General features: G+C 71.1%; 18 protein-coding genes and 2 riboswitches. Of the genes, 10 read left to right on the plus strand and 8 right to left on the minus strand.

Translation table 11 applies throughout. The features are described from left to right. Nucleotides 1–12: 12 nt before the first annotated feature. Nucleotides 13–193, minus strand: a riboswitch (cobalamin riboswitch). Between the two features lie 53 nt (nt 194–246). From OO67_RS19080 to OO67_RS19100, 5 genes are read right to left on the minus strand one after another with little or no spacing between them, the layout of a single operon-like run. Continuing rightward, on the minus strand, nt 247–996 hold the full coding sequence (locus OO67_RS19080) for a class I SAM-dependent methyltransferase (RefSeq protein WP_033301932.1): 750 nt from the start codon (nt 994–996) through the stop codon (nt 247–249). Continuing rightward, nucleotides 965–2,230, minus strand: coding sequence for an MFS transporter (locus OO67_RS19085; RefSeq protein ID WP_033301933.1), 1,266 nt, complete (start codon nt 2,228–2,230; stop codon nt 965–967). The genes OO67_RS19080 and OO67_RS19085 overlap by 32 nt, the downstream gene beginning before the upstream one ends. Further along, nucleotides 2,223–3,476 (minus strand): ATP-grasp domain-containing protein, encoded by a 1,254-nt coding sequence (locus OO67_RS19090; RefSeq protein ID WP_033301935.1) that lies wholly within the window; start codon nt 3,474–3,476, stop codon nt 2,223–2,225. The genes OO67_RS19085 and OO67_RS19090 overlap by 8 nt, the downstream gene beginning before the upstream one ends. Continuing rightward, nucleotides 3,473–4,495: a cysteine synthase family protein gene (locus OO67_RS19095; RefSeq protein WP_033301937.1), complete on the minus strand. Its 1,023-nt coding sequence runs from the start codon at nt 4,493–4,495 to the stop codon at nt 3,473–3,475. The genes OO67_RS19090 and OO67_RS19095 overlap by 4 nt, the downstream gene beginning before the upstream one ends. Further along, nucleotides 4,492–5,394, minus strand: a complete 903-nt coding sequence (locus OO67_RS19100) for a GHMP family kinase ATP-binding protein (protein WP_051709552.1) — start codon at nt 5,392–5,394, stop codon at nt 4,492–4,494. Before OO67_RS19100 ends, OO67_RS19095 begins: the two co-directional genes overlap by 4 nt. Before the next feature lie 196 nt (nt 5,395–5,590). After that, nucleotides 5,591–5,823, minus strand: a riboswitch (cobalamin riboswitch). Between the two features lie 294 nt (nt 5,824–6,117). Here OO67_RS19100 and OO67_RS19105 point away from each other — a divergent pair. Further along, nucleotides 6,118–7,107, plus strand: a complete 990-nt coding sequence (locus OO67_RS19105; protein WP_033301940.1) for a ferric reductase-like transmembrane domain-containing protein — start codon at nt 6,118–6,120, stop codon at nt 7,105–7,107. A 271-nt stretch (nt 7,108–7,378) separates the two neighbouring features. Here the strand turns inward: OO67_RS19105 and OO67_RS19110 are convergent, their stop codons facing one another. Beyond that, complete coding sequence (locus OO67_RS19110) at nt 7,379–8,509, minus strand: helix-turn-helix domain-containing protein (RefSeq protein ID WP_033301942.1); 1,131 nt, start codon at nt 8,507–8,509, stop codon at nt 7,379–7,381. Nucleotides 8,510–8,632: 123 nt separating this feature from the next. On the opposite strand from OO67_RS19110, the gene OO67_RS19115 reads away from it, so the two are divergent. The 9 genes from OO67_RS19115 to OO67_RS19155 all read left to right on the plus strand — a co-directional run bounded on the left by OO67_RS19115 (nt 8,633) and on the right by OO67_RS19155 (nt 18,743). After that, complete coding sequence (locus tag OO67_RS19115; protein ID WP_033301944.1) at nt 8,633–9,253, plus strand: NADPH-dependent F420 reductase; 621 nt, start codon at nt 8,633–8,635, stop codon at nt 9,251–9,253. 39 nt (nt 9,254–9,292) lie between these two features. Then, nucleotides 9,293–10,252 carry an AfsR/SARP family transcriptional regulator gene (locus tag OO67_RS19120; protein ID WP_078598102.1) on the plus strand — a complete coding sequence of 320 codons (960 nt, stop codon included), beginning with the start codon at nt 9,293–9,295 and terminating at the stop codon, nt 10,250–10,252. 150 nt (nt 10,253–10,402) lie between these two features. Next, nucleotides 10,403–11,776 carry an FAD-binding oxidoreductase gene (locus OO67_RS19125; RefSeq protein WP_051709554.1) on the plus strand — a complete coding sequence of 458 codons (1,374 nt, stop codon included), beginning with the start codon at nt 10,403–10,405 and terminating at the stop codon, nt 11,774–11,776. Nucleotides 11,777–11,909: 133 nt separating this feature from the next. Next, the gene (locus OO67_RS19130) at nt 11,910–13,262 is read left to right on the plus strand and encodes an MFS transporter (protein WP_033301947.1); all 1,353 of its coding nucleotides are present in this window, start codon (nt 11,910–11,912) and stop codon (nt 13,260–13,262) included. A gap of 158 nt (nt 13,263–13,420) precedes the next feature. After that, a complete protein-coding gene (locus tag OO67_RS19135; protein ID WP_033301949.1) occupies nt 13,421–14,479 on the plus strand; it encodes an AMP-binding protein in 1,059 nt (352 codons plus the stop codon). Beyond that, on the plus strand, nt 14,479–15,849 hold the full coding sequence (locus tag OO67_RS19140; protein ID WP_033301951.1) for an aldehyde dehydrogenase family protein: 1,371 nt from the start codon (nt 14,479–14,481) through the stop codon (nt 15,847–15,849). The genes OO67_RS19135 and OO67_RS19140 overlap by 1 nt, the downstream gene beginning before the upstream one ends. A gap of 45 nt (nt 15,850–15,894) precedes the next feature. Continuing rightward, nucleotides 15,895–16,272 (plus strand): tyrosinase family oxidase copper chaperone, encoded by a 378-nt coding sequence (locus OO67_RS19145; RefSeq protein ID WP_033301954.1) that lies wholly within the window; start codon nt 15,895–15,897, stop codon nt 16,270–16,272. Between the two features lie 31 nt (nt 16,273–16,303). Then, a complete protein-coding gene (gene griF / locus OO67_RS19150) occupies nt 16,304–17,224 on the plus strand; it encodes a grixazone synthase (protein ID WP_033301957.1) in 921 nt (306 codons plus the stop codon). Nucleotides 17,225–17,372: 148 nt separating this feature from the next. Further along, on the plus strand, nt 17,373–18,743 hold the full coding sequence (locus OO67_RS19155; protein WP_033301958.1) for an MFS transporter: 1,371 nt from the start codon (nt 17,373–17,375) through the stop codon (nt 18,741–18,743). Here the strand turns inward: OO67_RS19155 and griH are convergent. Continuing rightward, nucleotides 18,718–19,899, minus strand: a complete 1,182-nt coding sequence (gene griH, locus OO67_RS19160; RefSeq protein WP_078598106.1) for a 3-amino-4-hydroxybenzoic acid synthase — start codon at nt 19,897–19,899, stop codon at nt 18,718–18,720. The two genes, OO67_RS19155 and griH, sit on opposite strands and share 26 nt — an antisense overlap. Continuing rightward, entirely contained in the window at nt 19,889–20,704 is an 816-nt protein-coding gene (gene griI / locus OO67_RS19165; protein WP_033301960.1) for a 2-amino-4,5-dihydroxy-6-oxo-7-(phosphonooxy)heptanoate synthase, read from the minus strand. The genes griH and griI overlap by 11 nt, the downstream gene beginning before the upstream one ends. Nucleotides 20,705–20,715: the final 11 nt, after the last annotated feature.

The raw sequence follows: 20,715 nt of genomic DNA on the forward strand, positions 1-20,715 counted from the left end.
TCCGCGCTCCTCGGATCGGGCCCGCGACAGGCCAGTGTCCTGACTCCTGGATCGACGTCCTCCCGCCGTCCCACGCAGCGCGCGGTGGCATGCCGAAGGGCCGTACTCCCCAGTCACAGTGGCGGGACCGTGCCGGATTCGCACCGGCTTCCTGTCTCCCGTCGCGGCGATGACCCGGTGATAGTACGTTCCGCGGAGGCGGGACCCGGGAAGGGGGTGCGGCGGGCCGCCACACCCCCATCCCGGTCACCGTGCACGCGTCGCCCGGACGATCAGCCGCTCGGCATCCTGGTCGTAGGGGCGGCCGTCGAAGCCGCCGAAGACCTCCACGCGGCTGAACCCCGCGTCCTCCGCCATCCGGCGCAACTCCACGGCGCTGTAGACGAACCACACCAGAGCGGCCCGCGTCACCTGGTCTCCCCGGACGAGCACCCAGTCGCTCCGCAGCCGCGCCCAGTCGTCCAGCACCGTGTCGGTCTGTACGAGCAGGTCGTCACCCCGCCGTACCACCTTCGGCGGGGTGACCTTGCGGGCCAGCAGTTCCTTGCCCGCGAGATCCAGGAGGAGTGTTCCTCCGGGCGCCAGGCACCGGTGCATGTTCCGCAGCACCTGAGTGTTGTCGGCGGGGTCCTCGAAGTACCCGAAGGACGTGAACATGTTGAGCACGACATCGAAGCCGGCCGGTGGCGCGTACGACCGTGCGTCAGCCCGCACATAGGTGATGGGCGCGCCCGCGTCGGCCGACCGCTTCCGCGCCCGTTCCAGCATGGCCGGACTCAGGTCCACACCGGTCACGTCGAAGCCGCGGGCGGCGAGCGGAACCGTGAACACCCCGGGGCCGCAGCACAGGTCGAGCACCCGGGCACCCGGCCGGAAGGACAGCAGAGGGGACCTGTCGAGCAACTCCTCGGCCTGGGTGTGACGTTGTTCGGTGAACAGGAAGTCGTGGAATTCCGTCCAGAAGTCATCGTCCTGGAATCCGCCGGTCCGTGTCATGGTGCGACAGTGCTCCTTCGTCGTGGTCGTGCGGGAGGTGCGGCCGCGCCGCGCGACGGCGCAGCGTCAGCAGCAAGGGGGGAAGCAGCAGGCACTGTGCTGCGGCGAGCAGCCAGAACGAGCCGGTGTCACCGGCCCGTTCACCGAGGCCGTAGAGCTGGCCGCCCAGCACTCCGCTGGCGCAGGCACCCAGACCGGCTGCCAGCCGCTGCTGGCCGAAGATCACGGCGTCGGAGCGCCGACTGCGGTGCAGTGCCTCCAGGTCGTTCCTCAGGAACAGCACGATGTCGCCCAGGGTGATCAGGGCGCCGCCCGCCAGCAGAGCAGGCCGGGTGCCGAAGGACAGCACGGCCAGGCCGGCCGCCAGGCCCGCGAAGCCGACCGCCAGGGCCAGGCCGTACGGCATTCGGCTGATCACCCCGGAGGCCAGGGGCTGTACGACGATCACCAGTGCGAAGCAGAGCAGCAGCACCAGGCTGTAGAAGGCGCTGGACGCCTGCTCGACGGCGTACAACGCCAGGAAGTGCTGGAAGTGGAAATAGAGGTAGAAAGCCAGGGCGTTGGCGGCGAACGGCAGGAGTGCCACGCCCGCCAGCAGTCCCTGCCGTGGTGTCCCGGCGACGGACGGCCGGTCGCCGGGCGTGGACGGCAGCCGCGCGTGGCCCGCTGTCACCACGGCGAAGAGTGCCGTCACCGCCACGAACAGCCAGCCGGGTGAGGACAGTACGAACGGCCCGGCGATCAGCGGGCCCGTCGCCATGCCCGCGTTCAGTGCCGCGTTACCCGCCGACAGGTATGCGGGGCGCCGGTCCTCCTCCACCCCGTGGATCAGGTACGCCTTGTTGGCCGGAAGGTACAGGGCCGCGCCGCAGCACGTCAGGACGAGCGCTCCGACGGCAAGCGGCGGCCAGCGCAGGGCCAGCAGGAAGCCGACGAATCCGGCGGTACGGACGATCAGAGCCCAGAGCATGGTGCGGCGCAGCCCGATCCGGTCGGCCAGCGCGCCACCGGCGATCCCGCCGGAGAACTGGACCAGTGACGCCACGGCGAGGACGACGCCGACCGTGCCGAGCCCCATCCCGAGCCGCTCGTGCAGGAAGACCGACATGAACGGCAGGATCATGAAGCTGCCGAGCGGGATCAGGAACGAGCTGAGCAGCAGGAAGCGCAGCGGGCCGTCGAGCGGTGACAGCCCGGAGCGCCGGCCCGGCCCGCGCCCCGCGCGTTCACCCACCGGATGCCTGCGGGGCGGACGGGCCGGCGAACGGCTCGGTGCGCACCCGTACGGCGTTGGCGGCGGCCACCGCCCGGTGCGTGGCGAGTTCGGCCGTCTCGGCCTCCGCGTAGACGATGCCCGCGTATCCACGACTGTCGGACAGGTGCTCGACGGGGTCGCCGACCCGTTTGACCGGATACCAGGCCGGCGCCCCCGGCAGTCCGGCCAGCCGGTCGAGCCCGCCGACCTCCGTCAGCACCCCAGGGGCGTCGGGGTAGCTCAGGACGAAGGCCACGGCCGGGCCTCCGGGCAGGGCCGCGTCCATCAGACGGGGGCGGCGGCCGAGCGCGGCCTCGATCATCGCCTCGTACACGTTGTATCCCAGGGCCCGGCACATCCCCTCGCCGACGAGGGCACCTCCGATCCGGGGATTCACCTCGACGACCTCGGGGCCGGCGGCGGTCAGCACGAACTCCACGTGTGCGAAGCGGTCGGTGTACCCGATGGCGGCCAGTACGTCACCCAGCCATCTCTCCAGCGAGACGCGCTGCTCGTCGGGGAAGCCGACGGGGAACGCGGTGATCTCCTCGCGGAACCGCGGCTCCGGTGACATCAGGCGGCTGGAGACTCCGAGCAGCCGGGTCCGCCCCTGCCAGGAGAGGGTCTCGGCGCTGTACACCGGGCCGCCGAAGTACGGTTCGGCGAACAGCCGCCCCATGAGCGACCGCCCCGCCGCCTCTGCCAGGACGGCGTCCAGTTCGGTTTCGTCCCGCACCAGCCAGACGTTCTGGCTCCCGGTGCCTGCGGTGTCCTTGACGACGGCGGGCAGACCGGCCTCCTTCAGCAGCGACTCCCGCAGCTCCGCCGGGGAAGCGCCCGGATCCACCGCCCGCCCGCGCGTGAGCCCCGCCTCGTACAGCCGGTCGCGCACCGCGGCCTTGTCCCGGGCCAGCCGCAGGACGGCCGGATCGAGTCCGGGCAGACCCAGCCGCTCCGTGAGCTGCGCGCCGACCAGTGTCCAGGTGTCGGTGGAACTGATCAGGCCGCGGAGGCCGGGTGTCCCGCGCAGCACGTCGGCCACGCCCTCCGTGTCGAAGGTGTCGGTCGTGACGACGTCCAGGGCACCGTCGGGGAGTCGCTCGAGCTCGTACGCGTAGTACGAGGGATCGCGTGTCAGAAGCAGCAGCCGCTCGCCGAGCGCGTCGGCGGCGCTTACCAGGTGTCGGAGTCCGAAGGTGAGCGACTCCAGGCAGACCACACTCACGCGGCCCGCTCCTTCCTGTGTGCGGGGTCGGGGGTGCGCTGCCAGGCCATGGTGGACCAGGGCATGGTCATCTCCCCGGGTCCCACCACCTCGACGGGCTTCAGGACCGGGAGATCGAGGGCCTCCTTGTGCCGGGCGAACACCCGCTCCACGTAGCGGTGGCCCGTGTCGGCGCCGATCACCAGGTGCAGCCGGTCGGGATGGCGGCGCGCCTCGTGGGAGGCCGCAAGGTATCCGGCTCCGGTGGAGAGCCCGGCGAAGACCGCGTGGTCGCGCAGGAGGGCGACGGCACCGGACATCGCGTGGGTGAAGTCCATCCAGTGCACCCCGTCGTAGAGGTGGTGGTGGACGTTGTCGAAGACGATCGACGACCCGATGCCGGCGATGATCGCCTCCGGGTCGTGGTGGTCCTGGCTGCCGAAGGTGATGCTGCCGAAGGGCTGTACGCCCACCAGACGCACCGTGGGGTCGGCCCTTCGCAGGTGCTCCACGACCCCGCCGGTCGACGCGCCGGACCCCACGCCGCCGACCACGGTCAGCGGCCGGCCGGGAAGTGCCGCCGCTATCCGGTCGGCGACGTCGTGGTAGCCGAGGTAGTGGACGTCGTCGTGGTACTGGCGCATCCAGTGGCGGTCGGGACGGTCGGCGAGGATCTCCTTCACCCGGCGTACCCGTAGTTCCTGGTCGAGTTTCAGATCCTCCGACGGCCTGACCTGTTCCACCTCGGCGCCGAGGATCTCCAGCTGGGCGAGCGTGGTGGCGTCCACGGTGGTGGACGCGACGATGTGGCACCGCAGACCGTACCGGTGGCAGGCCAGTGCGAGGGCGTAGGCGTAGATACCGCTGGAACTGTCGATCAGGGTCTGGCCGGGGCGGATGGTGCCCCGGTCGAGGAGGTGCCGGACGGCTGCCAGCGCCGAGTAGATCTTCATCGACTCGAAGCGGATCAGGATCACACGGTCGGTGAGCCGGACGAGGTCGGGCATCTTGAGGGCGTCGGCGATATGGGGGTGGATCATCCGTATCCTCCTTGGACGAATGAGCACTGGTAGCCGAGCGAACGGAAGAAGGCGGAGAGTTCGGACTTGCGGTGGGCACCGAGGCGGTGCGGGAACAGGTAGCCGATCAGGCACCCGGTGTGGGCGACGAAGATCCCGTCCGCGCCGAACCGTTCGCGGTGGGCGAGCAGACTGTCGAAGGCCGCCTTGGGAAGCACCTCCTGGGACAGCGTGGCGCTGACCGTCGCAGCGCGGGCGACGGCTGCCGGGTCGGCGGAGTCGAAGCCTTTGAGGAGATCGGTCAGGCACCGTTCGTACTCCTCTCCGCGCCGTCGGTAGTGCTCCAGCAGTGAGGCGGTGACGGCCTCGGTGTCCACCGTTCCGGGCTCGGTGACGAACGCGGTGTGGAAGCCGAGGGCCGTGCCCAGGCGCCGGATCACCCGGTGCCGGCCGCTGAGGTGGAGGGCGAACTCGTCGAGGAACACGCTGTCGGACCGCTCGATCGCCGCCAGGACGGCGAGGACCACCTTCTGGTCGTACGGAAGGGCGAAGAGCTGGAACAGGCAGCGCAGCGTGGCGACGATGTCGGCGGTCGAACTCGCCATCCCCACACCCACCCGGAGGTCGGAGTGGGTGCTCCAGAGACCCGTCGGCAGGGTGAGCTGGTAGTGGTCCAGGAAGAGGCGGGCCGCCGTCGCGGCCTTGTCCCCGAGACCCGACGGATCCGGCGGATCCGTGCCCCGGGTGAAGTGGACCCAGGAGTGGCGGTCCACGGGAAAGGACACCAGGGCGATGTCCGGCGCGGTGACCGCGCGCAGCGGGCCCTGGTACAGCTCGCCCAAGGTGCCGTGGCAGACGCCGGACACGGTGGAGGGTGCCGCGCTCCGAGCCTCGCGGGGTTCCCCGGCGAGACTCAGCACCGCTCCCCCCGGGTGAGCCGGCAGTGGGCGGCCGGGCTCCCGACGCGGGTGACGGTCGTGCGCGTGGTCGGCAAGTCGCTTACCTCCTGGTCCCGGGCCATGAACACAGACCGGGGGAGGAGGCGCGGCCATGGTGTGCCGTGCGACCGTCCGTACCGCCAACCCAGTCCTCGAGGTCACCGTGCACAGCCCGTGCGAGGCACGGGCGCAGTGGCAGGTCTCCGGACTCGTGGGCGCGCTCGCCGGAGATCCGGCGGGCACCTGTCAGCCGTCGCCTCCCGGACCCCGGACGGGCCCGGTGCTGATGACGGCTCTCGTTCCCACTCACCGTTGCGGGACAGTCCCGGATTCCCACCGGGTTCCCTCTTGCGTCGCGCCACCGGATGCCCGGGCGGGCGGGAGGCGCGAACCGACTGCGCGCCCCACAGTAGGGGCGCGCTCAGCCCTGCGACAGGGGCACATGGACGGTTGTCCTGATGCGGCTGGTACCTGGGTGACGGTGGGGGTGCTCCGGGTGGGCGCGGGCGGGAAGGGATCACGCGACCTTCCTCCCGGTTCCCTCGCCGGAGGCACACGGGGGACAGAACACTCCTGGGCGGGCACGGTGCGGGGACGGTCCCGGTGCTCTGGCCGGAATGAGCCTCGGTGTCTCCGGCTCCACCGGCGAAACTGGTTTCTCCTACGACACACACGTACCGCCCCCCGGCGGTCGGAGGGCCAGGGATGCTGCCAGAGACGACGTCGGACGACGAGGGAATGCCCGAGCAGCTCACACGCGACCGGCCTGCCGCCGGCCGCGTCACCCTCCGCACCGACCTGCGGGCCGTGCTGCCCGAGGCGGGTGCCGCGGTCGCCGTCACGGCGGCGGTGTTCGTCTTCCTGTACGTGCGCGTGGAGTCAGGTGACTCGGCGACGGTGGCGGTCATGCCGTTCATGGCCGACGCCGGTACGTACTGGATGTACCTGCTGAGTCAGGCGTTCGGCTGGTCGGCGTTGTTGTGGGCGTGGGGCACGGTCATGCTCGGCCTGCTGTTGTCGGGGCAGCGCCCCGCCTGGCTGCCGGGCTCCCCGCAGGTCCTGGAGCGCTGGCACCGCACCACCAGCCTGACCACCATGGCGCTGATGTTCGCGCACGCGCTGATGTTCGCGGCCGAACTCGTCCGGTACGAAGTCGAACTGGCGTGGGCCGAGCGCCTGTGGGTGGGTTTCGCGGACTCGTTCGTGCCGGGCTGGTACGACTCGGGAACCGGTCAGATCGCCATTCCGATCGGACAGGGCGCCCTGTACCTCGCGGTCCCGCTCGGCCTGCTGTTCTACGTACGGCACCGCATCGGCGCCAACACCTGGCGCCGGCTGCACCGCTTCGTGATCGTCGTGTACGTGCTGTCCGTGTGGCACACGCTGTTGTACGGCACCAACGTCTGGTACGGCGAGTGGCCGCGCACGGTGCTGTGGCTGCTGCAACTGCCGGTCGCCGTCCTGCTGGTGCTGCGTCTGACGCGGCCGGCCCGGCGGGCCGAACGGCTGACCCGGGCGGGGTGGGGGCAGGGGGGCCGGTCGCTGCCCAGGTGGACGCTCCGGGCGGCGGGACGGGTCGCCGCCGGGGCCGTCGTCCTCGGGCTGATCGCCGTGGTGGCGTCAGGCCACGACGGAGGGCGGGAGCGGCCGGCGGTGACGCCTTCGACGGCTCCGCACGCTCCGGAGGGGGAGTGAAGTGAACGTGGCTCGCGGAGCCGGAAGCACCGGCTCTTCCCCGGGTGCCGGCGGCCGAAATAGTTGAAGCACAGAGTGATGGCCTGATCCCACTCCGCGACGACGAGGTGGTCGCGGACGGCGGTATGGTGCCCCTCGGGCTCCGCCGGTCCATGGACCGGCGGGAGGGGGGAGAGACGTGTCGGTGCTGTCGTGGGTCTCCCGGGGGCCGGGAGCGGAGCGGGGGGTCGGGCCGCGTCCGGCTGCCCGGAGGCCGGGTGGCGTCCGGGGCTCAGTCGTTGTGCACCCGCACGATGCCCCGCTCGGACATCGGTGCGTAGTACTCGGTGAACAGCTTTCCCACCAGTTCACCGCGGCTGGACACGGAGACCTTCTCGAAGACGGCCTTGATGTGGTCCCGGACCGTGTGCGGCGATAGGTGGAGCTGCGCGGCGATCTCGCCGGTGGGCAGGCCGCGGGCGATGTACTGGGTCACTTCGGTCTCCCGGTCGGTGAGTTCGTACGCGTCCACGACGAGAGGAACGATCTCCGACGCCTTCGCGGGCTCGATCACCACCGCGGCGGCACCCAGCCTGCCATCGGCTTCCCGCAGGCAGGAAGCGTGACACACCAGCCATCGGCCCGCCCGGTTCCGTACCCGCGCCCGGGCGTGCCCCCGGTCCCTCTCCTCGGCGACGGCACGGGCCTTCATCGCGATCGTCTGCACCCAGGCGGGCACCCGGATCCCCTGGGGGGACGGCACCGCAGGGCCCTCGGGGAGGCTTTCGAGGTAGGCCAGCGCGTCGTCGTTGACCGACAGGAGCCGGCCCTGCGGGCTGAAGAGAAGCAGGCCGGGGCCGTGCGGGGAGTCCGGCAGCGGGTGCGTGACGGGCTCCGCGAACGAGCGCAGCCGCTTGGCGAGCGGAGTGAGCAGCGACGCGATCAACTGGGTGTCGGCGGCGTCGAAAGCGGCACGGCCCCGGGCCCTGAACAGACTGATGTGACCCTGAGGACGATCCCCGACACGCAGGACGGCGCGCAGTTCGTCCTGGAGCCCGCGCGGGCGCATGAAGGACTGGTAGAGCGTGCTGCGTGCCGGCAGGTCGCCGGTGGTCTGACGCAGCCCGGCGACCGGTACCGGCGCCCGGGCCAGATCACGGAAGAGGTTGACGTTCTCGGTGAAGAGTTCGGACTCCCAGTAGACGGCGCAGCCGCTCTCGTCGAGGTTCTCCGCCCGGATCGGCGCGGTCATCATGCCGGTCACCGGGTCGGTGACGCGCCAGACGGCCGCGTCGTACGGCATGAGGCGTCGCAGCTGGGCCGAGGCCTCGGCGAACATGCCGAGTGCGTCGGTGGCCTTCGCGGACCGGGAGAGCAGTTCCGCCCGGCCGATGGCGATTCGGGAGAGAGTCGGACTGGTCATCCCCTGACTGTCCCAGTTCCGGCGGATCCGTCCAACCCCCCACCTGAGGGGGATCGTCTTCGAGCCGCTGTCCCCCTTGATTGCGGGATGGGAACCGCGGGCGTATCCCGCAACTGTGGAGTTATGCGGATTGGGATCATCGGAGCGGGAATGATGGGTCTTGCGGTCGCGCGGCGCGTAGCACTGACGGGCACGGCGGTCCTGCTGGCCGACCGCAGCGTCGCACGGGCCCGGAGAGTGGCGGCCGAGGCGTCGGCGGGCGCGCCCGGATGCGTACTGGCCACCACGATGGCCGCCGCGCTCCGGTCCGAAGTCGTGTTCCTGGCGCTCCGGCTGCCCGAATCGCTGGAGCTGGCCCGGCGCCAGCCCCACGTGCTGAGGGGCAGGGCGGTCGTGGACCTGAGTGTTCCGGAGCGGACCGATCCGGTGTCGAGTGCCGTACGCCAGCTGGTGTGTATCGCGCCGGAGGCCCGGTGGGTCAAGGCGCTCACGACGGCGGATGCCGGGGCACTGCACCGGGGCGCCACGGAGGGGCACCCGGTGGACGTGTTCGTGGCGTCCGACGACGACCGGGCCAAGGTGGTCGTGGTGGAACTCTTCGACCGCTCGGGGGTGCGCGCCTTCGACGCCGGCGGCCTCGACAACGCCTGGATCCTGGAAGGCATGGGGCGCTTGGGGCAGGAGGTGGGTGAGCGACTCGGACTCAGTGAGAGCTGGAGCTTCAAGTTCATGCCCAGTTGGTGATTTCCGGAGATCCCGTCGAATTTCAGGAAGGCGTCACCCATGTCCACACATCATCAGTTCTTCATTCTCGGACCGCTCACCGTCCACGGGGTACACGGGCCGGTGCGGCTGGGCGGCAACAGGCAGCGTGTCCTGCTGACCCTGTTGCTGCTGGAAGCGAACCGGGTCATCGGTACGGACCGGTTGATCGAGGCGGTCTGGCGAGAAGCGCCTCCCGCGACGGTCCGGAGCCAGTTACGGATATGCGTGTCAGGGCTGCGCAGACTCCTGTCCGCCGCGGGTGTCGCCGCTTTCATCGAGACCCACCCCTCGGGGTACCTCATACGGGTGCCACGGTCCCATATCGATCTCGCCCACTTCGAGGACCTCCTCTGCCGGGCGAGAGCCGAGGCGAGATCCGCGTCCCCGGAGCGCGCGCTGACCCTGTTCCAGCAGGCGCTGCAGCTGTGGCAGGGCCCGGTGGGGGTGGGACTCGGCAGTGAACTCCTGGAGACCGTGGCCCTCAAGGTCAACGAGGACCGGCTCTCCGCGATCGAGGACCGCTTCGAGCTCGAACTGGCGCTCGGGCGCCACCGGCAGGTGCTCGGCGAACTGGCCCGTCATGTGACGGAGAACCCGTTCATGGAGTCCCTGTGCGCCCAGCTGATGCTGGCGTTGTACCGGTGCGGACGGACCGCCGAGGCGCTGAGCGTCTACCGGGACACCCGGCGGAGGCTGGCGCGGGAACTGGGCCTGGAACCGGGTGAACGGCTGCGCCGTATGGAGCGGATGATCCTGGACGGAAGCGCGGCCGGGGACGCGTCGACGGTTCTCCCGCAGTCGGGGCTCCTGGCCGGCCCTTACGCGCAGACCCATGAGCCCCAGGACCGCATCGCCCATCTGGAGCGGGAGATAGCGGAGTTGCGGGCCGCACACCTACGCCACGGCCGGACGACGGTGCTGGGCGACCCGACGCCCATGACCACGGTGCTCGGCGACCCGGCCCCCGCCGACCGGTGAGGGCCGCCGCCGGGCCCCACCGGAAGGGGTGAGGTCCCTCCCATACCCCCTAAGCGGGGGATGGGAGGGGCTCCGGCCGAGCAGAACACTGTCCTTCATCACCGCCGCACCCCCTTGGACCCGCCGGTGGTATCGAGGAAGGACTTGATCATGTCGGAACGACCGGGACAGCTCGGGATCACGACGGCCGCTCTGGACGGACTCGTCTCGCGGCTGAAGGGTGAGGTCTTCACGCCCGACGACGCCGGGTACGAGCGGGAGACCGCGGGTTTCAACCGGCTGGCCGAGCACCGGCCGGACGTGATCGTCGCCGCCGGAGCCACGGCCGACGTGTGTGCCGCGGTGTCCTTCGCCTCGGAGCAGGGGCTCCCGGTCGCGGTCCAGGCCACCGGCCACGGGACGGCGGCGCCCGCACGGGGAGGGGTCCTGGTCTCCACCCGCCGGATGAACACGGTCGTCGTCGAGCCACTCACACGCACCGCCTACGCGGAGGCCGGGGCCCAGTGGCATCAGGTCATCTCCGCCGCGGCGGTACACGGACTGGCCCCGCTCAACGGATCTTCCCCGCTCGTCGGGGTGGTCGGCTACACCCTGGGCGGCGGACTCGGGCCGCTGGGGCGCCAGTTCGGGTACGCGGCGGACCACGTGACACGCATCGAGCTCGTCACGGCCGACGGAGACGTCCGGATGGTCTCCCGGGACGAGCACCCGGACCTCTTCTGGGCGCTGCGCGGGGGCAAGGGCAACTTCGGCATCGTCACCGGCATCTGGTTCTCGCTGATGCCGGTGCGCAGGCTGTACGGCGGTGGCCTCTACTTCCCCGGTGAGCAGGCCGTCCAGGTCCTGGACACCTGGCGCCGGTGGTCCGCGACCGTGCCGGAGGAGATGACCTCCTCCGTCGCGCTCCTGCGGCTCCCCGACGTGCCGGATGTGCCCCGGTTCCTCCGCGGAAGGGTCGCCGCGCACGTGCGGATCGCCTACACGGGCCCCGCCGAGGAGGGCGAGCGGCTCGTCGGGCCGTTGCGCGAGTGCGGGACGGCCATGGAGGACTCGGTCGGCGAGATGCCGTACACGGCGGTCGCCGACATCCATCAGGACCCGACCCACCCACTGCCGTACCACGAACGCAACATCGTATTGCGGGAGTTGGACTCCGAGGCGCTGGCCACGCTCCTGCGGGTGGCCGGCCCCGGTTCGGACTGCGGCGACCTGATGGTGGAACTGCGCCAGCTGGGTGGCGCGCTCGGCCGGCCGGCCGGCGTACCCAACGCGGTCGGTGTCCGGGAGGGCGCGTACACACTCTCCACGCTGTCGCCCCCGGGGTCGGCCGACACGGTCCTCGGTCCGATGGAGCCGTGGGGCACCGGCCGCCGCTACCTGAACTTCCTGGCGGGGTCCGACACGGCGGACGCCACGGCCGAGTGTTTCGACACGGAGACCCTGACGAGGCTGTCCCGGATCAAGGCCGCGTACGACCCCGGGAACATCTTCCGGCTCAACCACAACATCGTCCCCGTGCCGTAGGGCCTTCGGATCCCGGATCACGACGGCCCGGCGGTCCGCCGGCCGGCCCGGTCCCGGCGGAAGCGCTCCGGCCACGCCGTCCGGGCACCGGGTCGATCGTATTGGCATGCACCCATCAAAACTTGGAGCTTCTGTGACCACTCACGAGGTCGCGTCGAACGCGGCCACCACCCCCCTCCCGTCCCCGGGCGCCCGCTCGGCCGGACTGCGCTACGGTGCGCTCTTCGGCCCCGTCGTCTTCGGAGTCACCGCCGCCGGGGTCGCCCTGCCCGACGTGGCGACCGCTCTGCACGCCTCGCCCACCGCCACGGCCTGGGTCCTGACCGCTCACGCGCTCGCGCTCGGTGTCGGAACCGCCGTGTTCGGGCGCCTGGCCGACACCCGCGGAGTACGCGCCGCCCTCCTGTTCGGATCGCTGGTGCTGGCCGTCGGCGCCGTGGTCTGTCTCGTCGCGCCCAACCTCGGCGTCCTGGTGGCGGGCCGTTTCGTGCAGGCCGCTGGGTCGGGGGCCATGGCCGCCTGCGCCATGGCCCTCACGGCCTCCGTGCCCCCGGACCGGAGGCCCGCGACCCTGGCCGGCTTCGGTGCGACCATGGCGGTCTTCTCGGCCGGCGCCACCCTCGCGGGAGGCGTTCTCACCGAGTGGGTGAGCTGGCGGATCGCGCTGGTCCTGCCCGCGCTCTCCCTGCTCGTCGTTCCGCTCTGCCTGGCGGCAGCCCCCGCCCGCAAGGGCTCCGGCAGGCCCATGGACCTGCCGGGCGTGACGCTCCTGACGCTGACCGCCATGTCGTTCCTCGTACTCATCCAGTCGTCGGCGCTCGCGCTGGGCACCCCGCTGGTGATCGGAACCGCGGTCGTGTTCCTCCTGGCGGCGGCGGCCCTCGTCCTGCGCGTCCGCACCAGCGAGACCTCCTTCGTCCCGCGCGCGCTCGTCACCGACGGCGTCTTCGTGCGGGCCGCAGTCGTCGGAATCGGCGTCTACGGCGGACTGTTCGCCGCGATGTACGCCGTGCCGCAGCTCCTCGTCCGCGAACACGACTGGAGCGTCCTGTCCGTCGGTGTCTGGCTGCTGCCCGGTGCCGTGGTCGGCGCGGTCCTCTCCCGCCTGGCCGGCAAGCTCACGGCGGGCGACCGGGGCAACCGCCTCCTGGGCGCCGTCGGCGTCGCCTTCGCGGCGGCCCTCGGCGGGGCACTGGCCGGCCCCGACGTCGTCGTGCTGATCCTCGGCGCCTCGCTCGGCTTCGCCGCGTTCTCGGTGACCCAGGTCTTCACCACCGCCCTGATGTCGGCGCACATCGAACCGGCGCGGCGGGCCGGAGCCATGGGCCTGCTCAATCTCACCTTCTTCGTCGGCGGAGGGGTCGGCAGTGCGACCGCGGGCGCCCTGGCGAAGTCCGTGTCGCTCTCCGTCTCCCTGGGTGTGATCGCGGTCTTTCCGCTGGTCGCGGCCTTGGTCGCGTTCACACTGACCACGCGCGAGCGGTAGCGCGACCGTGCGTCCCACGAGTGCCGGGCTCACGGAGCCCGGCACTCCGGCCTGTGCGGCCGGGACCACGAAACGCGGGCGATACGAGCTCGATAGCCACCGCCCGCACCATGAACCCCACCGCCGTTGCCCCGTGACCAGGAGAGCAGAAGGCAGCCATGACGCAGATGACCGATCCCGGTTTCGACAGTCACATACGCAAGCTGATGGGGTGGCACTTCGGGGCCGACACCGGTTCCCCGTTCTGGCTCGGGAAGCTGTCCGGCCTCGGTTTCGACCCCCTCACCGAAGTGCAGACCCTGAGTGACCTGACGCGCTTTCCGGACGTCAGCTCCGAACTGCGCTCCGTCCCCGCCCAGGACCTGATCCCCGCCGGGCTGGCGGACCGCCCGTTCCGGGTCTACGACTCGGGCGGCACGACCGGTTCACCCAAACGCGTCGTGGACAGCGCCTACCGCTCGCTCATGACCGTGTGGGGACGCGAGCGGCTCCTCGCGAACGGTGTGCCGCCGCACGGCAACTGGCTCCACCTCGGCCCGAGCGGCCCGCACGTCATCGGGTTCGACACCGCCCGGTACGCCGCGCTCGGCGGCGGCATCTTCTACACCGTGGACCTCGACCCCCGCTGGGTGAAGCGGCTGCTGTCCCAGGGCCGCGCCGCGGACGCCGACGAGTACGTGCAGCACCTGCTGGACCAGGCGGAGACGATCCTGGAGTCGCAGGACGTCACCGTCCTGAACACCACCCCGCCCCTGCTCGAAGCCATCTGCGCCCGACCTCGTCTGTACGAGCTGGTGCGCACCCGGATCCGGGCGATCATCTGGGCCGGGACCTCCATCAGCGGGGAGAGCCTGCGCCAGCTCAGCGAGGTGTTCTTCCCGACGGCGAGCGTGGTCGGCGTCTACGGCAACAGCCTGATGGGCGTCGCCCCGCAGCGGGCGGCGCGCCCCGGTGACACCCACCCCTGCGTCTTCGAACCCTTCCCGGACACCACCCGGCTCCAACTGGTGGACGACGACGGCGAACCGGTGGCCTACGGCGAGCGCGGACGGGTCCGGCTGCACCTGGTCGCCGAGGAGATGTTCCTGCCGAACATCCTGGAACGCGACACCGCCGTACGGGTCGAACCCGTACCGGGTTCGCCCGTCGACGGACTCGCCGACGTGCAGACCTACCGCAGCCTCGACGACGTGACGATCATCGAGGGGGTCTACTGATGAGCACGGCCACGCGCGCGCCCCTCTCCCTCGACCCCCGCGTCTGCGGCCGGAGCGTACCCAGTTCCGACCGCACCGCCCTGCCCAGCGTCCTCGGGGGCGACCTCGCCGACATCGGGACCGCCCCGCGCCTGCTCGCCCTCGCGGCGCTCAACGAGATCCGCGGCCACGCGGACGGCCGGGCGCCCGATCCTGCGGTGTTCACGGAGGCGGCCCGGCTGTTCGCCGTCGCGACCCTCGACGGCGAGAGCCCGCAGGACTACGTGGACCGGGTCTGCCAGGCCACCGGCCTGACGTCGTCGGCCGTCGGCCAGGCGGTCAGGGACCTGGTCGAGGAGATGGAGGAACTCCCGGCCACCACCGCGGCCGAGCTCCCCGCCACCGGCTTCGGCGAGGGATTCGACACGCGCTGGGTGCCCCGGGGGAAGGTCTTCGCCGCGGTGATGGCCAGTAACCACCCCGTGCCCAACATCTCCTGGGTGCAGGCGCTGTTCCACGGATACAACGTGCTGGTCAAGCCGGGCAGCCGTGACCCCTTCACGCCCGCGCGGCTGCTGGCCGCCCTGGTGGCCGCGGGCCTGCCGCCGACGAAGGCGGCCTTCCTGCCGTGCTCGCGGGAGGTGGGCGAGTTCCTGCTGCGCGAGGCCGACCGCGGCATCATCTACGGCGGCGAGAAGGCCGTCGCCACCTGGCACCAGAGGGAGTCGGTGGCCGTTCGGGGGCCGGGGCGCACCAAGGCGCTGCTGGACGTGCCTGCGGACGACGCCGTGATGGACCACCTGGCCCTGTCCGCCTCCTTCGACGGCGGCACCCGGTGCACCAATCTCTCGGCCGTCCTGACCACCGGGCCGGTCGGCGAGGTCGCCGACCGGCTCGCGGAACGGCTGGGCCGCCTGCCCTCGCTGCCCGCCAGCGACGAGGGGGCCACGCTCCTGGTGGTGAACCGGGCCCGTGCCGCTCAGCTGCGCGAGCAGGTGGCCGTCCTCCGTGCCGCGCTGACCGATCACAGCGCGCGGGCCGGAGAGGAGGAGACCGTGGTGGAACTGGAAGACGGATCGTTTCTGCTGCGCCCCGTGGTGCTGTCGGTGGACAGTGCCGGCCACCCGGCTCTGGGTACGGAACTCCCCTTCCCCTTCGTCGTGGTGGCTCCGTGGTCGGAAGCCGACGGAGTGGCCCCGCTGCGTGACTCGCTCGTCCTCAACCTGCTCACCGACCGGGAGGAGCTGGTGGAGGCCGCGCTGAGGGAGCCGAGCGTCCGCAAGGTGACGCGCGGCCGCGTGCTGCCCTGGACCGCCGTCCCCGGCATCCCGCACGACGACAACTACACCCAGTTCCTGCTCGAACCCAAAGGTCTGGTGGCGCAGGGCTGAAGCCGCCCGCCACCGTCGAAACCCGCGTGAGAGGAATGCCCCCGCATGCCCATGAACAGGCGTGAAATGGTCATGGCCACTACAGGTGCAGCGCTCGTCGCCGCAGCGGCCGCCGTACCCCTGATGAGCGGAGAGGACGGCGGGACGGCCGCCGCCGCGCCCGGCGACACGGCGGCCGGGCAGTACACCGAGCGCTATCTCGGTCGCACCATACGGGTCGCCGGCGAGGCCGCGGGCGGTGGCGTCTACATCGACGACCAGCCGTTGCACCTCATGAAGTTCGCCGACGACGCCTACCTCAGCTCGATGTGCCACTACGCGATGGCGCCCACGCCGCTGGACGCCGCCCGGCGAGCCGTCGAGGAACTGCGCGGTGCCGCACTGCTGCCGAGCGCTCACGGCACCCACGTCACCCACCTCTGATTCCGGCCCCGGAGCGAAGGAAAGCCCTGCCATGGTCCACGTACGCAAGAACCACCTCGACATGACGGCCGAGGAGAAGCGCCGCTTCGTCCACGCGGTGCGCGAGATCAAGAGACGCGGCATCTACGACAGATTCGTCGACCTCCACATACGGGTCAACTCCACGGACTACCTCGACAAGGAGACCGGCAAGCGGCTCGGGCACGTCAATCCCGGCTTCCTGCCCTGGCACCGGCAGTACCTGCTGAAGTTCGAACAGGCCCTGCAGCAGGTCGACCGCCGGGTCACCCTCCCGTACTGGGACTGGACGGTCGACCACGGTGAGGACTCCCCGCTGTGGGACGAGAACTTCATGGGCGGCAACGGGAGGCCCGGCGACCGACGGGTGATGACCGGCCCCTTCGCCCGTGACAACGGCTGGAAGCTGAACATCAGCGTGATCCCGGAGGGCCCGGAGCACCCGGCGCTCAACGGGCACTACACCCACGACGACCGCGACTACCTGGTCCGGGACTTCGGCACGCTCACCCCGAACCTGCCGACGCCCCTGGAGCTGGAGCAGACGCTCGACCTCCCGGTGTACGACTGCCCGCCCTGGAACCACACCTCGGGCGGCACCCCGCCCTACGAGAGCTTCCGCAACCACCTGGAGGGCTACACCAAGTTCGCCTGGGAGGCGCAGGTGGGCAAGCTGCACGGAGCGGCGCACGTGTGGACCGGCGGACACATGATGTACATCGGCTCGCCCAACGACCCGGTGTTCTTCCTCAACCACTGCATGATCGACCGCTGCTGGGCCCTGTGGCAGGAGCGCCACCCCGACGTGCCGCACTACCTCCCGGTCGTGCCCACCCAGGACGTCCCCGACCTCAACACCCCGCTCGGACCGTGGCACACGAAGACCCCGGCCGACCTCCTGGACCACACGCAGTTCTACACCTACGACGCGTAGGGCTCCCGTCCGGCCGGACCAGGGCGGTGAGCCCGGTCGGCCCGGACCCCTAGGCCCTCTCTCCCACCCGGCGGCGCCGGACAGCGGATTCCCGTTGTCCGGCGCCGCCGTGTCGGGGGACCCGCAGCCCCGACCCGGAAGGATTCCTGTGTACGCGGTAATCGCTCTGTGCTGGCTCGTCGTCTTCTTCGACGGCTTCGACGTCACGGTCTACGGCGCCACCATGCCGTACATGCTCGACGACACGAGTTTTGGGCTGGACGCCGCCATGGCGGGCAGCATCGGCAGCTGGACGACGTTCGGCATGCTCGTCGGTGCCCTCGTCGCGGGCAACGTCACGGACTGGCTCGGCAGACGGGCCGTCCTCGTCTGGTGCGTCGTGCTGTTCTCGGCAGGGTCCGGAGTCTGCGCCCTGGCCGGCGACCCCACGCAGTTCGCGGCGGGCCGGTGCCTCGCCGGTCTCGGCCTGGGCGGGCTGATGCCGATCTGCCTCTCCGTCGTGGCCGAGTTCTCCCCGCCGCGCCGGATGGCCCTCGCCACCGGCGTGCTCATGACCGCCTACCACGCGGGCGGTATGTCGGCCACGGGGGTCGGGCTGCTGCTCGCCCCCGACCACGGCTGGCGCTGGCCCTTCGCGGTCGGGGTGCTCCCGGCCCTCGTCGCCGTACCGCTGCTGCTGCGGTACCTGCCGGAGTCCCCTGGTGTCCTCTACGGCAAGGGCCGCGTCCAGGAGGCGCGTGAGATCGCGCGGCGGTACGGTCTCCCGGCTCCGACGGCCGAGAACACCCCGGCCGCCGGAGTCGCCGGGCGCCTGCGCGCGGTGCGGTCCCTGATGGCCCCTGACCGCAGGTTCGCGACGCTGCTGCTGTGGGTGGCGTCCTTCTGCGGGCTGCTGCTCGTGTACGGGATCTCCACCTGGCTGCCCCAGCTGATGCGTTCCGCGGGCTACGGCATGACCACATCGGTCAGCCTGCTCATGGTCATCAACGCGGGAGGCATCATCGGCATGCTGGTCGCGGGGCAGGTCGCCGACCGCTTCGGTGTGGTCCGGGTGGCGGCCTCCTGGTTCGTCCTGGCGGCGGCCGGACTGGCGCTGCTCGCCACCTCGCCCTCCCTGGGCGCCACGTACGCGGTCGTCGCCTTCACCGGTGTCTGGCTCTTCAGTGCCAGCACGATGGTCTACGCGGTCGCGGGACGTTTCTACCCGGCCGCCGACCGGGCCGCCGGCCTCGGCTGGGTCACCGGCGTCGGCCGGCTGGGGGCCGTCGTCAGCCCGTGGCTGGGCGGGGTACTGGTCGGCCACGGCCTGGCGAGCCAGGGGTTCCTGGTGTTCGCGCTGGGCGGCCTGGCAGGCGCCGTCGCGGTGCTCCTGGTCCCCGCGGTCACTACCTCGTGGCCACGCACGCCGAAGACCGGCCCCGCCGCCGGGGGAGTACGGGGCGACGGGGCCGGTGCACAGGAGCGGGCGGAGGGGGTGGTACCGCCGCTCGGGCCTACTTCTCCAGGCAGAACTCGTTGATCGGGTAGCCGACGTGGCGGTCCTCGGTGGGCAGGTATCCGAGGACCGTGTCACCCGGCTTCAGCTCGGTGCTGTTGAGCACGGCACCGCCGGGGCCGAGCACCCGGACGTGCCAGTCGTCCTGGAGGATCAGGTTGACGCGCCGGCCGTCCGGGGCCTCGGCGTCGATGGAGATGAGCGGACGCGTCTCTATCTTCACCCGTCCGACGGTCACCAGACGGGTGTTGCCCTTGATGTCGACGGCGGTGAGCTTGCTGCCCGTCCTCAGCTCGCTCAGGTAGTTGGTCCGCTCGTCCTTGCCGAGGGTGTAGGAGTGGATGGCACCGGCGTTGACCCGGAACGGCCGGGTGGGCATGTACGGCAGCGGGTGGGTCTCACTGACGCACAGGATCATGCCCTTGGAGTGAGAACCGACGAGGATCCCCTCGTCCTCCCCGAAGTGTGTGGTGGTGTCCACGCAGGCCCGCTCGCCCATACCGATGTGGCTGGTCTCGACGACGCGCAGCTCGGTCAGGTTGAGGTTGGGGATACCGGCCTCCGCGATCCTCTTGAGCTCGGCGGCGTCCCCGACCTTCTTCGGGGCCATCATCACCCCGTCCGACCCGTGTTCCAGTACGCCGAAGAGGATCTCGGCCTCCTCGAGGTCCTGCGCGATGGTGATCATGGATCCGGTGGCGCGGGCGGCGGCCGCGATCACGATCTCCAGCGGGATCTTGGTCGGGTCACGGAAGAGCAGGACGGACCACTTCTCGGTACGCGACGACTCGCAGGCGTCCTCGAGTGTCGGGGCGTCGATGATCTCCACGAAGCGGCCGAACTCGATCTCCGGGTGCCGCAGTGCCAGCTCGGCCGGGGTCACTCCCTGCTTCGCCGGGTCGACGATGACGACCGTGGCCTCGCCGAAGGACTCCGGCAGCTTCCCGCCCTCGAGAAGCAGGACCTTGGAGACCGTGGGCGGAAGGTCCGCGAGGTCGGCCGGGTCGCCGGCCACGACCGCCTCCACCCGGTGGTGGAGGGCCTCCTGCACGATGGCGGCGCGGGCGTCACCGAGCGAGCGGATGTCGAGCCAGGTCAGTTTCGAAGACACGGAAGAACTCCTTGGAGTGTGGTGACTGGGTACTGCGGAAACGGGCGGCCGGACGGACTCAGGCGGCACGGGACGAACCGGCGGGTACGGGCGACGAGGCCTTGCCGCCGTTGTGGACGAGGTCGGAGATCTTGTCCGCCATGGCCCCGGGGTCAGCGGCCTGGAAGACGTTGCGGCCCATCGCGACCCCGGCGGCGCCGCCCTTCAGCGCCTCCTCGACGTAGGCGAGGACACGGGCCTCGTCGCTGTCGTGGGGCCCGCCGACCACGATGACGGGAACGGGGGAGGACGACGTGATCTCCGCCATCGCGTCCACCGAGCCGACGTACAGCGTCTTGACGAGGTCGGCGCCGAGGTCGACGGCCACCTGCACGGCGTGGGCGACCAGGGCCGGGTCACTGGGGTCGGCGATCTTGGGACCCCGGGGGTACATCATGGCCATCAGCGGTACGTTCCAGCGGTCACACGCCTCCGCGACCGCCGCCATGTCCGCGATCTGGTGGCGTTCCTCGGCGGAGCCGAGGTTGACGTGCACGCTCACCGCGTCCGCGCCCATCCGCAGGCTCTCCTCGACGCTGGACACCAGGTACTTGGCGTTGGGGTCCGGAGCGTGCACGGTGCTGGCGCTCAGATGCACGATCAGTGAGGTCCGGGTGAACCACTCCGGGTCGACGTGACGGAGTGCTCCCTTGTGCAGGACCACTCCGTCGACGCGGTGCGAGGCGAGCTCGCCCACGAGGGAGTCGAGGTGGTGGCCGCGGGTCAGGGGGCCGTCGGTGATCGAGTGGTCGAGAGGAACGATGAACAGCCTCCCGGGGTCGTGGTGATGGAGCCGTTGGAGGCGCAGGCTCCTGGCGAATGCATGGGAAACCATCGGTGCTCCTG

The organism is Streptomyces atroolivaceus (genome assembly GCF_000717025.1).
GTDB classification, from domain to species: Bacteria; Actinomycetota; Actinomycetes; order Streptomycetales; family Streptomycetaceae; genus Streptomyces; species Streptomyces atroolivaceus.